This window comes from Pseudomonas sp. GW460-LB5 (assembly GCF_059423245.1).
Genome location: NZ_JBWKXT010000092.1, coordinates 1 through 15,117, shown reverse-complemented (window position 1 = coordinate 15,117; position 15,117 = coordinate 1). Strand labels below are relative to the sequence as shown.

Below are 15,117 nucleotides of genomic sequence, written 5' to 3'. Positions count from 1 at the left end.
CAGCTGTCTCCAGTAGAGTATGAGAAACGCTATTTCCTGAGCTTGGAGAGTGTCTAGAAAACCAGGGGCGATTCAGACTTTATTTCCTCGTGCCATTTCTGATCCGCCTCACAAGCCTCTTTCCCGATTACTACGGCGCCTATCGTGTCCACTGCTTGGCGCTGTCGCCCAAGAACCCCACCCTTATCAGCCTCCTCGGACAGGTACTTGATCTTAGCCACCCTGGAAGTCAGCTCCATCCAAAGCTGTGCTTGTGGAATTCCTAGCATCAGAGCTACCTGCAGCGAATCCGACATCATTTGATGGCTCCACTTGCTCATGTAGGAAATCGCCAGCAAGCTAGACACCTCAGTCTCCCCTTGGAGCGTTTGGAGGTTGCCCTCAATATCACCAATTTTTAGCTCATCAAATTCTGCCAGAGATCGTGAATGACCGAAAATCTCTGCTTTTTGGAAGCTTTCAACGTGTCCGGAAACCAGCGAATTCAACAGTTTTTTGGCTTTTCGCTCAGCGTTGACCCTTGGCATCCACTGTACCAAGACATAAAAAATATAGCCGCTTATCAAGCCAGTAAGGGTATCGCCAGCTATATCTTCGAAGGCATCTGATTGGAAAAAATCGATCCAGGTTTTCCAGCCCGGCCCTTTCATAAAAGCCGGGACGTCCAGCTTCACCTTCACCAACACAAGCAGTACAAAAGCCACCCCGAATGCGACCAGCAATGCCTTGTCCCGATATTTGTCCCACCAATCCAGCATTGCCGTTTCTTCCTTCACCCAAAGAAAAGGGCCCCGCAGGGCCCATTTGCACTCAAACTGACATGATACTGCCAGCCCAGCCGGATCAGCCAGCTCGCAGGATCTCACCTACCAGCACGCCCAAGTTTCGAGCGGCATCGATACCTCTGTGATACTGGCCTGACCACTCGATGCCCCAGTCTTCAACTGCAGGCCGGAGGGCCATTGCACGGCAGTTCAGCACTTTCCAGTGCCACTTTTTGGCGTTCGTGTGTGCCAGGCCGGCAAGCATGGGTTCGCAGATCTTCCGGTCGGCATCCATGGCTAATTGCTTGGCATCGTAATCACCCCAGGAGCACCACATTAGGCCTCACCTTTGAACGGCGCGAGGTAGTCCTCCAGCGATTGCCGAACCTCGTCATAGGTGCCAGCACTGCCCGGATGTGGGGGTTGAGGCATAGACCTTGAGAAGCGCTTGTAGGAATTGAAAGCCCCGGATCTTTCTCAGGCGGAATTTTCAGGCAGCTAGCCGTTTCACGGCAACGATCAACCAACACCTGCGTAGGTTGGGATGGCGCTGCGCGGTTTGCCGATCGTTTTCCATGATCAGTTAGAATGGGTGATCCAAGGACTCACGTACCCTAGGAATTCAGCTTGGGCTGTGCGGGATACCTTCCAGTGGTTGACCTGCCCGAGATTGTCCCGATGCTCCGCCGTTGTCACCACAAGTCGTCGCTCTGCACGTGATACGCCGACAAAAAATGTGCATCGGCTCTCATGGAGGTCACCGAAGTAGGCCTGACTTTCTACGCCAAGCAATACGACTGTGTCGAACTCCAAGCCTTTGCTCTTGTGCACGGTGAGTATTCGTATCGACTGGTCATTTGAGAGCTGAGCCAGCGCTTGAAGAAGGTCGGGTTCTCTGACCATGGCTTCGTCAATGTAGGTTTTGACGCTCTCGATGAGCTCGCGTAGATGCCCTCGGGACTGGTAATCATGAGACAGGCCGGCCAGTAACGTCTGCCCCACCATCGTCAGAAACTCTTCCAGGAGCTCCCACCGCTGAGCATACGTCTTGCCAACCATATCAGCCGCGGCCGACTTGCGCGCCTCTTTGACATAACGACTCCAATTGCTCTTGAGCTTACCGTCGGCGTCGTCCTCCGAAGGAATGATCCGGCGAGTTAGACGCGTCCAAGCCTTGGGCTCTCGCAGGCCATAGATACAAAGCAGGTAATCCACGATGACCTGGGCAATAGGCTCAGTGGAGATGTCCTGTGCCTTGTTTTCGTTCCGATAGCTGATACCCCAGCTCTCCAGCTCGGAAGTCAAACGCACGCAGTAGGCCTCGGGCTGAGCACGCGTAAGTATCGCGATCTTTGCGGGTGCGATTCCCTCAACGTTGACCCAATGCGAAATTCGCTCGGCGAGGTCACGGGCCTCATCTTCGCAATCGGCATAGCGCAGCAAATGAATCTCACCCCCTTGGCCAGTGAGCAAACTCCCAGGCATTTCCGATGCAGGATCGAGCACTTTGATGATGTCGTTCTGAAGCCTAAGCAGGTGAGGCAGTGACCGGAAGTTGCGGTAGATATTGAGGTGTCGCGCATCGAAGTCTTCGACGAACCTAGCGAACACACCATCCAAGGCACCCGCCCATCCCATGATCTTCTGCTTCACATCCCCTACCGCAGTCACGCGGCGACCAGACCCTACGAAGAGCCTAGTCACGAGCTTGTATTGTTCATCCGTGCAGTCCTGGAATTCGTCCAGGAAGACATCGCTGTACGTTTGGCGTATCGCGTTGATCGCCGGCGGATAGGCGTCAAGAATCTTGATGGCGAGTGGGATGAGTTCTTTGAACTCGGTCTGCACGGGATGAGCCTTGCCCTTGGCAACAACCTTGAAGCTCGGGTTCAGCGCATCGGTGCCTGTCAACACAGGTCGGAACCGCTCGACAATTCTCTTGGCCAAACCATGGAAGGTATAGCTGTCGAAGCGACCCGCATAAACGGCGCCGCACCGACGCCAAACACGTTCCTTCAGGTTATTGCTGGCATCAACTTTGAAGGCGATTGCCAAGATACGCTTTGGGTAACGGCATACACCGGTTGTGAGCAGGAAGTCGGCCCGCTGAGCGAGAAGTTCGGACTTCCCTGAGCCTGGGCCTGCCGTCAACGCTACACAGCGTATCTGCTCCCTTGCTGCGGTATCTGCATTAGGCTCAAGCACGATTCCGTCCGATGGCGTCCACTCCTCGACCCTGATCATTCGTGGAGCTCCCCAGCCATTTTGATCACATGCTTGACGAGCCGTTTGAGAGATGACGGCATGCCTTGCCGCAGGTCTTCATCCGTGAGCCTTGAGAGCGCCTCAATGTGCGATTTAGGCTTGCTATCTACCTTGAAGAGCTTGTGGTAGGCAGCGAAGTACTGTCGCTCAGAAACGCTGTACTGCTTCTCATCGTAGAAGCTGTCGCCCAAGACAGACCTGAGTTGGCCTACCTTCGGTGTCACAAGGTGCTTGGCCTCGATACCGAACGCTGCTGGAAAAGCGCAGAGCATGGCGAAATCCAAGTCCATAGGACTTGAGAAGAACACGTCATAAGGTTCCAGCCCTGCGATGTATGACGGGTATTCACGGCTCTTCTCAACCTTGAGAATCTTGTAGTCCTTGCTGTTCCATGCAGGAATTTCATCCAGCTTTTCCGCGGAGATGTAGCTCCGACTGGGCTGATGGAGATTGAGCTGTGTTGCCACATATTTGATCCTCCCCCACCCTCCGCCATGCCGCGCCACATCGAGATCCAGCAATGTCACGTAAGGAATCTTCAGCTCGCTCAGGAGACGCCAGAAGTGGTTCACGTGGCGGCCACCTAGCGGTGCAATGCACACCGCGGCCTCATCCACCATAAGTCCCTCTGCAGCGAGTAAACGAGGCAACACAATCTCCTCGCTATCACCCTCTCCTAGCACCACTAACCTTGAGAAATAGATTTCAGGAAACGCCTGAACGGCTTCTCTGACAAATTTGTAGGCTTCGCCATGCTTGTCCGGTGGCATCTTGATCCTGGTCACGACCGTGCAGCGTGACTCATCAAGTCTGAGGTAACGGATCTGCTCAGGTTCGACGCGTCGCAACATGGATGGAGCATGCGTCGCGATCATTGCCTGAGCGTCTGAATTTCCTCTACCGAGCACCAGATCCTTCAGTGACGATACGATCCGGCCCAGATAATGTGGGGACAGGCTGTTCTCGGGCTCTTCCAGAGCGATGAGGGTGAACACGGCAGGCTTGAGCTTATCCATGTCGAATGAGTCATCATCGCCTTTAAGCACTGCCCTTCCGATGGCCTGGGAGGTGAGCACCAAGGTCAGATAGAGCATCGATTTTTGCCCATCGCTCAGACGAGAGAAATCGACTTGCTGCTCGCCGTGGCCGGGGGTAAAGGATACCGAGAGATGCCTAAGCAATGCCTCGATTTCATGAGTGACGAACGTCAGGCTTGGGTCTTTAAAAAACTTACCTTTGTGTAGCCTGCCCCAGGCATTGGCGATCCCATCACCGAGGTTGATCACTGATGGGTTGGTGCTGAGGCTCTCGGAGATATCGGCGGACAGCTGGCTGATCTTTTCGCGCTGCTCCGCCCAGTTCACGGCCCGGAGTAAGCGACCAAGAAGCGCATTTGTCCCGTAGGTGATGTGTTCAGCCGGATCACGTCGCGCGGGCAAGTAGTGCACCTGGATCTGATTACGTTCATCGCGCGGTACCGGGGACGTAGCAACTGGATTGCCGTCTTCGTCGACTTCCGACACGTAGCGCAGGCTCTGCTCGATCTCATCGTCGAGCCCGAGCGAGGCATCCAGGCGGTAACGCACACGGGGCACACCGTTGATGTTATCCAACCGCATATGCCCAAAGTTGCACGGGATGGTCGGGTGTTCCTGGGTCTCGTCGGCGATCTCTGGGAAGTAGAAATCCGCCTCGATCCACAGCGTGCGCTCATCCGGCCTATGTTCTTCGTCATGCGCAACGAAGAAGTCAGACTTGCGCAGGCGTCGCTGATTAGGATCAATCGAGAACAGTCGGCAGAGCGCCTGCAGCGTTGCTGTTTTACCGGAACCGTTGGGGCCAATCAGGAACGTCAGTTTTCTGAAATCGACAGTGACCGGTTTCGCACCAAACGATTGAAAACCACACACGCGCATCTGCTTGAGTATCAACGCTCGAATCCCTTCTGGCTAACCATGACCGGCGGCCCACGCACTCAGGCACGCTCTGATTGAATAACGCTGCAGCTGGCCAATCCTAGCCCAGCCCATCGTTACGTGGTAGCCAAATAGTGGCTCAGAAAATTTCTCACATCACACTCACCAATCATTGGCAGCCAGGGCAGCTCAGCGAACAAATTCAGATCGCCAACTTACCCCTCCGACTGAGCGCCTGATAGCCTCCGCCGTGCCACCTGGCGAGGCCAGTCCCCGTTCCTGGAGAAAAAGCCCCCAACTAGATTCATGAAGACAAACCTGCACATTCAAACGAATGTCATAAATGACATTTTATTGACTTAACTCACGTCAACTTTTTGCCAAAAAAATAAATCCAAAACATGCCTTGAATTGGCAACTTGCGCCCCGAGATCTGGATAACCCACCCCTACATCGGAGCCCCCCATGGCAGACGTTTATTTCATCAATGGTATTAAGCTTGACGAAACCGAAGAGCACATCGAATACGTTCGAGTTCGAAAATCGGTCTCTAAGGAAAACTTCATAGTGCCGCGCAAATTCGTTGCTCAACTCATCCAAACCGGGGTGTCATTCAAATCGCGCTATCACGACGGCAAGGACTGGCATACCGGTGCGGATGTTGAAGTCTATGAAAGCATCTACCTGAGGGCTAACCCCAACCGCACCGCTAAAGACAACCTCAGAAACTTGCCACAGATCTGATTCTTCCGCGGCTTTCAAGGCGAGGAGGTGACGCCGCTCTCTCGCCTGCTCAGAAGCCAGACACGCCGGCCTACCGCTCATCTGCGGCAGTCAGGCGATCTCATGAGACTTACTGCAGGTACGCTACATGGATCAGCAGGTTGCGCTGAAGTTGATCGCCGAAAAGGCCTACGACGTCGGTTACTCCGCCAAGCTTCACTTCTCCACCTACGACATTGTGGAGAATGCCCCTGGGCGGATCGGTCTGATCTCCTTGGTAATCGGCGTACTAGCGCTCTACATCGATTTCTTGGCGGCAAAACATGTCTCAGCGCTCATTACGGTGATCGGCATTTGCAGCCTTTACATCACCTACTACGCGGACACCAAAGAGCAATATTTCCAAGCGGGAAACAAGCTGACGCAGTTGCTTGATCAGCTGAGAGTAATGTCTGCGCGATGTAAATCTAGCCAGCAATTCACCGCCACCGATCAAGCCGAACTGGATCGAATCACCGCTGATTTCGGGGCGGCCTGCCTGAGGAAACACATCCTGTTCTCGGGCTGGCTGGCACACAAAAAATTCTTTTGGGATCACCAGATCGATTGGATCGCTGAGCACCGTGAATTTAGGTTTTTCAGGGACAAGATCCCGTTTTCCGTATACGCCCTGATCGTAGTGGTTCTGATCGCTCTTGCCGGCGGGTCATGGCTTGCCACGCATCCGGAACTTCTCCTCTCGCTGAAGGAAGCCTGCACCCATGAGTAAAGAGCTTTTCGAGCAGTTTCGTAGAAACCTGGCGGTCAAAAATGCCGACGAGATCTCCAAAAGCTACCGGCAGATTACCGAGAAGCTCAACGAAAAATACTACGACAGCACCTCAGAGACACTTCACTGCCGCCAGGTCGGATCGTACGGTCGACATACCGCAGTCCATGGCGTGAGCGATCTGGACATGGCCTTCGTGCTCCCGTGGTCGGTGTACGACCGTTTTCAGCGCTACGAGAACAACAAGCAATCGTCACTGCTCGGTGAGATTCGCCTGGCTCTGAAAGAACGCTTCCCGAACCATGAGGTGAGGGCCCAGCAGCAGGTAGTATCGATAAATTTCTCGGACTACGTGGTCGAGGTGCTTCCGGCATTCGAGCATGAAGATGGCAGCTATACCTACCCCGATGCCAATGACGGAGGCAGCTGGAAAACCTGTAACCCAGTCGCTGAAATCGATGAGATCAACGCGCTGAACCAGGACAAAAATCATAATCTCAAGCGTCTATGCAAAATGGTGCGAGCTTGGAAAAACGACCATGGTGTGCCATTGAAGGGAATGCTGATCGATACCCTTTGCTACCAGTTCCTCAAGGAGACGACGGACTACGACACCAAGTCCTATGCCGCCTACAGCGAAATGACCCGTGACTTCTTCGCCTACCTGGTTGATATCGATGAAGAGAAGGAGCAATGGCGTGCACCCGGCAGTGGCTCCATCGTCACCAAATCAGGCAACTTTCATCCCAAGGCCAAGAAGGCCCTGAGACGCTTACAGGAGGCGCTGGATGATGCCGAGGTTGCCCATGAGCGGTGGAGCACTGTGTTCGGCGAGCACTTCCCAGAATATGTCGAGCAGGAAAAGAAACAGGCAATCGCAGAGAACCGCGTCAAAAACGCCGAGCAGTTCATCGGTCAAAAATTCAGTCTCGACATCCAGTACACCCTGCGCATCGATTGCTCGGTCAAAAATGAGGGCGACCGGCTGCGCAACCTCATGTCACGCGTCATCGCGTATCGTATTCCCAGGCAGCGTGAATTGACGTTCTGGGTCTCCGAGATCGATGTTCCACCACCATACAAAATTTACTGGAAGGTGAAGAACGTCGGGCCTCAGGCTATTGAGCGCGACATGATCCGCGGCCAGATTCGCATCGACAGCGGTTACCGACAGATCACTGAACACTCTACCTTCCAGGGCGACCACTACGTGGAGTGCTATGCCGTCAAAGAGAACGTATGCGTGGCTCGAAGCCGGATCGTCGTCCCGATCTGACTGCTGCAGGGGGTGTAGAGTCCCACACAAACCTGCCAAATTTTTACCCTAATCTACAGATTGACAATAAATCCTGAGGCATCAAACTTTGCAGTCTGGGTGGTAGCGTGCGAGAGGTGCGCATGGCGAATCCAACTTACACTTGACATAAATCAATAATTTGTAGGGGAAATTGTTCATGGGGGGAGATGTGAGCCTGATAACTTCTAAAGGCAAGGATTGGGCCTTAAAAATAGAAGGGCCTTTGGGGGTTGCTTTTAGTTTAGTGATAGTCATGTGCCTTGGTTATGCTGTCACTGTCCGCGGATGGCAGTTCTTCAAACTCCCGCTGACTATATCACTCATTTTTTCTATATTTTCATTTTTTCTCTCAATCGCTGCCGGCTCCAAACTTAGCATGGGACGAAGGTTGCTATCGGGGGTGCGGGCCGCAGCTGGAACAATCTTATTTGGCACAGTACTTTTTAGCATTATTTTGGGTAGCATTTTTTCATTGACTGAGCTCTGGGAGTATGCGTCCAGCCATATCGCCCAAACCTATAAATCCTCTTTACTTGTCGGACTATTAACATTTATTGTTGGAGTGATATTTTTCGCAGTCCGAACATTTTGGCGCGTCTCCTACGGTTTGTCGGAAATAGTGGCTGGGGTAAGCATTGCCTCATACCGCTCTTTCGGAGCAGAAAATTGGTTTAGCTCCATGAACTTTGACTTATATGTTGTTTTATTAACCGCTGGAGTATACTTGGTGGTAAGGGGTTTTGATAATATATTTCAAGGATACAAAGAATCGAATGATCCGATGGTGAAGGCAGGACTATGGTTGAAATCACAGATCTACGTCTCTAATCTTGAAAAAGTTTCAGAGATGTATGGAGATGAGCGATCAAATTAGCACACCACAAGGAAACACCCTGTCTTACCTCCCTATTCGGAGCTGGAAGTGGGCTAAAGAACAGGCCGGCCTTCACACCGCGGGCCGCGCTCTCACTCTTCTGACCTCGCAAACCTGTCGTCTGCCACCCATAATCTTAACCAGTTAAGTATCAAGGCTTGGAGATCATTCATTGAGCCGACCAGACATTCCTGCTGACATCCGACGAGCCGTGCTGGTGGAGGCTGGCCACCGCTGCGCCATTCCTCGGTGCAATCAAACCGAGCTCGACGTCCACCACATTGTTCCTTGGGCTGATTGCCAGAAGCACGAATATTCCAACCTGATCGCACTCTGCCCTATCTGCCACCGCCGGGCACACCAAGGTGACATCGACCGGAAGTCGCTGCTTATTTACAAGGAAAACCTGGCCAAGGAATTCGGGCGTCATGATAACGGCACCTTTCAAGCAGAAGCCGTTGAAATCAAACGACGCTTGAAAGAGATAAATCGATCTTCGCCAGGCTTCCGTTTTCAGTTCGATTTTCCGGATTTCCCAAATCCACTTGAACGCATTGTGTCTCGAAACATTGAGGCCTGGGGTCTTGAGCTTTTGGCAGAGTTCCAGTCTGGCCAAGCCGAATGGGAAAAAGATCCCGGGAGCCTCCCCGAACACCTCCGCAATTGGCCTGCAAGTCTCAAGGGCAGCTATGAGATAGTGCGACGTGATGAGCGGGTCATAAGCATCCGGTATGCAATCGACACCTACCATCCCGGGGCCGCCCATGGGGCCCGCGAAACCCGGGTGCTTAACTACACACTTTCGCCCTTCCGCCCTGTAACTCTGGAGTACCTCCTGGGAGATCTGCAGCGGTTACCCACACTGGCAGACTTCATTCGCAACCGTCTTGCCGCTACGGGTAGATACGAAGAGTTTTCGCTGAATTTGGGCACAAAACCGACCGAAGAAAACTTCTCCCTCTTCACCATCCTCACGTATGGAATGCTATTCATCTTCCCAGAGTACCGCATCGCTTCGTATGCTGAAGGTGAACAAGATATCTACATTGATTTTACTGAGCTCAAAGGGGTCTGCGACCTGCAGGCCTTAGACAGCCTGCAGATGCATGATGAGGCTTGAGGACACAAGATTTATCGAAGAGCTGGTGATGCCAAATACATCATCCCTCCTCCACCGATGGAGGACACCTGTAGGTGCAGCGGAAAGCTCTCAGCCCCACGATACAGCTCGACCCTAGGTGAACATGAGGGCCGAGCATCGGCGATCGCCTAGAGATGCTTGAGAGCCTTCTCCAACGCCTGGAGAGTGCCTGGCATGAACAACGGGGTACCTTTACCGTCCAAGACATCCCCGCGCTTGCCCCGCTGCAGCCGCCATCGCTGCAGAAACTCATCCGAAAGCAAGTGCTCCAGGGCCTCACGTTCAAACGGCGTCAGCTTGAACTCCGGCGCACCTGTGTGCTTTCGGTCGTCGACACGAATCACCATACCAGGTGGGATAAACTCTTTGATGGTGCGCTGAGCTTGAGCAAGCTCCGCAAGGACTTGCTGAGTCAGCAGGCGCTGCTTGACGTCTTCGATCTCATCGGCCCAGGCGTCGGATCTACGCGGCCTGGGAGGTCGCTTGCGCGCTTCATCGGAAGTGGCGAAGGTTGAAATCAAAGCGCGGTAGTTTTCGCCGGTCTTATTCCTGATGCTCTGGGCTTTTGGAACGCCACGCTCGGCGCCAATGCGCGCGATCGTGGCCACAGAAAAGTCAGTGCTACCCGATTCGGCGTGCTCCTTGCAGACCGCATATACAGCCTGCAGGTAGTCCTTTTGCTTCGGCGATTTGTTGCACAAGTGTGCGAGCATTTCTTCGGGTGACATCATCTCAATCCACAGTTCTTCCACTCGTCAAGCATGCCTGTGATCATACCAGGACTTCAACATCGAAAGCCCCACTTGGAACAGCCGTCGGCCCAGCGTATGACAATCCCAGCAATGGCTCAGATGAAAGCAAGTCCGCGTACTCTCTGTGGGTGATCTCCTCCAAGCCATGCAGATCTTCCAGCTTGATGTCACCGTTGATGAGTTGATCTATACGTTCGGAGCTGCTCAAGCGGCGCTTGAAAAACTCGACGATCTGGTTACCTAGCTTCAGTTGCTCATCCTCGCTGAGCTCAAACATCACTGGTCGAATACCGTTGCTCAAGGTCATGCGGTCGATCATCTGTGAGCGGCGAGGCGTGGCCATGACCGCCGATACTGAATCGTAAATAGTGGCATTGACACAAACCTCATGGAGCTGTTGGAACAAGGATGTTTCCTCAAACCCAACCTGCACCTCGCTTTTATCACTGACGATGAGTTGGAGGCCCTGACCCTCGGAGGCTCCTTCCGCCTCAGCTTGGCTGTTCAGCACGATACGAGATTTTTCGATAAGCTTCGTCAGTGCCTGCATGTCGCACAGGTACATGTCCATTTTTTTTGCGACGGTCTCGACTTCGGAGGCAAGCTTACGCATCGCCACACCTATGCGGTTCTTCTCAGTATCATCAAAGTCCTTGACCCCAATCTGATCAAAACGCTCATACCGAATCTCATCCAACCGCTGTCGGTATTTCGCAATCCTGCGCTCCAAATCGGCATACTGATCGTATTGAAGCCGAACGTTCAACGACAGTTCGTTCCACAAGGCTGTCATCCCGCCGAGGAATACTGGGCCAGTGACGAGATGCCTGCAGCGTGGGCAATTCTGCTCACCCAGATGACCACTTGCGACAGGCAGCCAGTATTTACCTTTATGGGCTGCACCGCCGTCATGGCAGCGGGAACCAGCATAGGGGCAAATTCCATAGTCCCGCACAAGCTGCGTGCCAGCCCGTTCCGACAGCAACATATCCAATGCTTCAGCGGTACTAGAAACCAGCAAAGGACGAAGCTTCTCCACTTCACGTTGCTCGATCATGATTTGAAGATCACGAGCCTCGTTCAGTTGGGCACGCTTTTCAACCTCCGTCATAATGTGTCGGACATGAGCAGTCGTGAGCTTCGCATAGTAGATTGTCATCACTATCGAGGCGTGGCCTACAACCTTCATCAACACCGTTGGATCCATCCCACCATCCATGATGTAGGCGGTGATCAGGCTCACTCGCATGCTATGCGGCGTAAATTTCGAACTGTATCGACCCAGAACAATACGCTCCTGAGGATTCTCAGGATTCCCTCGGTATTGAGCAAGCTCCAGATCGTCAGGCTGAATGTGATAAAGCGCGGCCCAGAGCCGCTTCTTCATATGATCGTTGAACAAGGGTGGCTGATTTTCGTTAAGAGCCCTGAATAGGAATACGTTCTGTCCCTTTTTCGCCAAATCTGCATGCGAAAAATTGCATCGGCTCTGACACTCAGTCCATTTTGTAGGGGCCGTTACTGGGTTGTACTTTTCCTGCCAACGCCTTAAGACAACCAGCCAGTAGGCCAACTGCTCCGGAATCCAGGGGACGCTATACCCTTCACCGTTTGCATCGGTCTTATTGGATGTGAAATGCATTCCCCATCCACCGTCCGTGTTTGTGACAAACGCCTGCTGGACACCTGGAGTAGCCATGGGTCTCGTATTGAGCGTCCAAACCAACTTCCCATCGACAAGCTCAGCGATATACTCATCCGCCTCCCCAGAGTCGTTGTACATGATCTGCCGACCACGGGCTGGCACGGAAACAAGAGCAAGTAGCGCTATCCAATGCCCCGGATACCAGAGGTAATAATCATTGCCAGTTTTGCGCCACACGCAATTAGGGTCATCAAAGTCGATTACAGACGCAGGCACTTTATGATAATCACTGTCAAAGCCATGAAGTGCCTTGAGATCTCCCAGCGTCTTTGCGCCCTCTGGTACAATCCAGTCACGGATCGAATTTACAAAATGGAAAGCAAGTACTGGTTTAACACTTTCACTAGGAGAGCTTTTATACCCGTCAAATTCCGCCGCTGCCAAGGGGTTAGCAGCACCCACTACTCGATAAACATCCCCAGTATCCTCGTCCTCTTCAGTGAAATGAACGCGCAGTGCATCCTCCAAAAATTCATGCACATAGCTCCAAACCAAGCGAGCCGTATTTGGACTTTGCATACTGCAAAGAAACTCTTCGTACTGACGGACATTAATCTTGTCCAGCAGCATGAACTCAATGACATTGCTACCCAGACCATGTGGCTCAACGAAATGACGAAGGAATCTACAAATTGAGGATTCAACAGTTCCTTTTTTTTGTTTGTGTTTAATAAAGCGCTTGACGTCCTCAACCCAGCCAGCCGTCGCTTTAGTCACATACTCAAGTGTGTAGGGGAGTTCTCCTCCTAGAAAATCGTAAACGTTCGACCATTGGCTATAAATTTTGGGAAAATGGTTAACGTTAGGGATCCGAGGATCATTCAACTCGCGAACCCGCTTTGAGACGTCATCCCAAGTTTTACATCCACTCGCCTGAAAAATTTGTTGGACTTCGTCGTAGCTGTAAGGGGTGATTTTCCCCAGTAGGTCGTACCAATCGACCCACGCTAGCGCAAATACAACTTCGGGATCCCCTGGTAGAATAGAAATAGTTTTACAAGCCTCAATGTATTCATCGCGACTTTTAAGCTTCAACACCTTCACTGCATGCTTGAGATCATCTAGGCTGACGATTTCTTCAGGCAAAAGAAATACCTTCCATCCGGGAAACCCAGGGTATTTTTTGACGGGATCGGCCGGCAGACGAGGGTCAACCTTGTAGCGTTCTGCATAATCTGTAGGGCCAGTGAACCTATATGCCAGCGCAATTTTTTTACATACCTTCCAATCAAGCGGTTTGAAACCCTCCTCCCCCTTTAATGCCAGCCCCCAACCAACCCACTTATCTGCATAAACGCATACCGGGTTTTTAGGTAGTTTAGGATCAATTACGCATCGCTTTTTGTAATCTGCTTGATTACGAAAATCATGCTTCCTAGCCGCTACAACGAACTCTTCATAGGTTGCGTAATATTGTGCGAAAAGCGCAGCTGATTTTGGTTTACGCTTCACAGTCGCCTGCAAGAACTCTCCCCAACCTTTCCATTCATTGGGATATTGGCGTTGCGGGCTAGCGACCAAGCGTGGATCTTCCTTTCGACGGCGCGTATAAATATCACGACTCGTGATCCCCAAATTCCGAGCTGCCGTCGAAGCCTCTTCATATGTGGGATAGGGAATATCGGCCTTTCCCAAAAAATGTTCCCACGTGAGAAATTCAGGAAACTGCTGGGGCTCCGATGGTAGCCGTGGGTCTTCGTGCCGGCGTAACATATAATCTCGCCAACCTACAATCCCCAGCGCTTGCGCTGCTTTCTGGCATTCCTCGAAAGTCTTATATATCTCTGGCCGACCCAAGAAGACGTCCCAGTTCACAAAGGCATCGCCGTAATGGGTCATTGGGTCAGGCGGGAGATTAGGGAACTCAGCAAGTAGCTCTCGATATTCTCTTTGCAGCACTACGCCTCTTTCTTTCATGAGCCTCTTTGCATCATTCAGACTCATGAATTCGATTGCCACCAGACCTGGTCTGAGCCGTGGGACTGGCGTTCGGGTAGCTTTTCCAATCGGTGCACGGACGTCATTGAATTCGGTCACTGCGTCTAAAGCAGAGACATGCACCCTCACTTCGGCATAAGCCCCACGCTTGAGAAAGTGATCCCAGCCCTTCCAATGTTGGGAGTAATGCGCCATTGGACTTGCCACTAGGCGAGGGTCTTCCTTGCGTCGTTGGCGATAGTACGCTTTATTCGTGCATCCAAGGCGCACCGCAGCGGCTGATGCCTCTTCATATGTTTCATAGGGCACTCCACCGATACCCAGGAACTCCTCCCACCCCAGGAACTCTTCGCTGAAGATCTGCTCAGGGTTTTGTGGAAGTTTCGGGTCTTCACGCCGTCTTCTCAAATATTCGCGTTGTGTAGTGATATTCAGGGCACGAGCGGCCACCTTACACTCTTCAAATGTGTTGTATCTTTCCTTTTGTTCGCAAAAAGATTTCCAACCTTTGAACTCTTTGTAAATGAGAGATGGATCGGGGGGAAGTCTCGGATCTGCATGACGACGAGACTCATATTGCTTAGCTGTCAAGATACCCATGCGATAGACCACCGCACGGCACTCTTCATAGTCAGTATAGAACCCCAAAAATTCGATTTGCCCTGCTTCAATATTCACGTAAAGACCCCGACGAATTAACCATAAATTGATTTGACTTCTCAAGTGAAAGTCAACACCGGATAGATGCAACCATCTTTGAAACCACATTGCAAGAGCGCAAAAGTTAGCAGGCAGTACTTACGACTGGCCCTAAGCCTTCAAATGCGTAGAGCTGGCCGGCCAACTACCGCTTGTCAAATTTTAGAATTGAGACCTCAGCAGTAGATCTGATGCCACCAGGCCGGCCTAATGAATTAGCCGTATATTGAATTTAATTATTTTCTAAACGACTGAAAAATTAAAAAATGATTTT

General features: G+C 52.0%; 11 protein-coding genes. 5 read left to right on the top strand and 6 right to left on the bottom strand.

Translation table 11 applies throughout. The annotated features are described in order from the left end of the window. Positions 1-53: 53 nt before the first annotated feature. The 4 genes from AC07XM_RS29665 to AC07XM_RS29650 form a co-directional block, all read right to left on the bottom strand. On the bottom strand, positions 54-758 hold the full coding sequence (locus tag AC07XM_RS29665; RefSeq protein WP_102690208.1) for a hypothetical protein: 705 nt from the start codon (positions 756-758) through the stop codon (positions 54-56). Between the two features lie 85 nt (positions 759-843). Beyond that, positions 844-1,101, bottom strand: a complete 258-nt coding sequence (locus AC07XM_RS29660; protein ID WP_054901950.1) for a 3'-5' exonuclease family protein — start codon at positions 1,099-1,101, stop codon at positions 844-846. Positions 1,102-1,343: 242 nt separating this feature from the next. Beyond that, a complete protein-coding gene (locus AC07XM_RS29655; protein WP_102690209.1) occupies positions 1,344-3,008 on the bottom strand; it encodes a UvrD-helicase domain-containing protein in 1,665 nt (554 codons plus the stop codon). Next, on the bottom strand, positions 3,005-4,960 hold the full coding sequence (locus AC07XM_RS29650) for an ATP-dependent nuclease (RefSeq protein ID WP_054901952.1): 1,956 nt from the start codon (positions 4,958-4,960) through the stop codon (positions 3,005-3,007). Before AC07XM_RS29650 ends, AC07XM_RS29655 begins: the two co-directional genes overlap by 4 nt. A gap of 450 nt (positions 4,961-5,410) precedes the next feature. Between AC07XM_RS29650 and AC07XM_RS29645 the strand changes: the two genes are divergently transcribed. From AC07XM_RS29645 to AC07XM_RS29625, 5 genes are all read left to right on the top strand, one after another. Next, positions 5,411-5,689: a DUF3892 domain-containing protein gene (locus AC07XM_RS29645; RefSeq protein WP_054901953.1), complete on the top strand. Its 279-nt coding sequence runs from the start codon at positions 5,411-5,413 to the stop codon at positions 5,687-5,689. A gap of 127 nt (positions 5,690-5,816) precedes the next feature. Beyond that, positions 5,817-6,437 (top strand): SLATT domain-containing protein, encoded by a 621-nt coding sequence (locus tag AC07XM_RS29640; RefSeq protein ID WP_054901954.1) that lies wholly within the window; start codon positions 5,817-5,819, stop codon positions 6,435-6,437. Then, entirely contained in the window at positions 6,430-7,713 is a 1,284-nt protein-coding gene (locus AC07XM_RS29635; RefSeq protein ID WP_054901955.1) for an SMODS domain-containing nucleotidyltransferase, read from the top strand. Before AC07XM_RS29640 ends, AC07XM_RS29635 begins: the two co-directional genes overlap by 8 nt. Before the next feature lie 190 nt (positions 7,714-7,903). Further along, complete coding sequence (locus tag AC07XM_RS29630) at positions 7,904-8,608, top strand: hypothetical protein (RefSeq protein ID WP_146024568.1); 705 nt, start codon at positions 7,904-7,906, stop codon at positions 8,606-8,608. 172 nt (positions 8,609-8,780) lie between these two features. Next, entirely contained in the window at positions 8,781-9,728 is a 948-nt protein-coding gene (locus tag AC07XM_RS29625) for an HNH endonuclease (protein ID WP_082422826.1), read from the top strand. A 149-nt stretch (positions 9,729-9,877) separates the two neighbouring features. Here the strand turns inward: AC07XM_RS29625 and gmtX are convergent, their stop codons facing one another. Together gmtX and gmtZ are read right to left on the bottom strand one after the other, a co-directional pair. Then, a complete protein-coding gene (gene gmtX / locus AC07XM_RS29620; RefSeq protein ID WP_256215676.1) occupies positions 9,878-10,501 on the bottom strand; it encodes a gamma-mobile-trio protein GmtX in 624 nt (207 codons plus the stop codon). Between the two features lie 19 nt (positions 10,502-10,520). After that, the gene (gmtZ, locus tag AC07XM_RS29615) at positions 10,521-14,822 is read right to left on the bottom strand and encodes a gamma-mobile-trio integrase GmtZ (RefSeq protein WP_172455967.1); all 4,302 of its coding nucleotides are present in this window, start codon (positions 14,820-14,822) and stop codon (positions 10,521-10,523) included. Positions 14,823-15,117 lie beyond the last annotated feature (295 nt).

Coding starts and splice junctions, on each gene's coding strand:
- AC07XM_RS29665 (WP_102690208.1), bottom strand. CDS start 758: ATGCTGGATTGGTGGGACAAATATCGGGACAAGGCATTGCTGGTCGCA.
- AC07XM_RS29660 (WP_054901950.1), bottom strand. CDS start 1,101: ATGTGGTGCTCCTGGGGTGATTACGATGCCAAGCAATTAGCCATGGAT.
- AC07XM_RS29655 (WP_102690209.1), bottom strand. CDS start 3,008: ATGATCAGGGTCGAGGAGTGGACGCCATCGGACGGAATCGTGCTTGAG.
- AC07XM_RS29645 (WP_054901953.1), top strand. CDS start 5,411: ATGGCAGACGTTTATTTCATCAATGGTATTAAGCTTGACGAAACCGAA.
- AC07XM_RS29640 (WP_054901954.1), top strand. CDS start 5,817: ATGGATCAGCAGGTTGCGCTGAAGTTGATCGCCGAAAAGGCCTACGAC.
- AC07XM_RS29635 (WP_054901955.1), top strand. CDS start 6,430: ATGAGTAAAGAGCTTTTCGAGCAGTTTCGTAGAAACCTGGCGGTCAAA.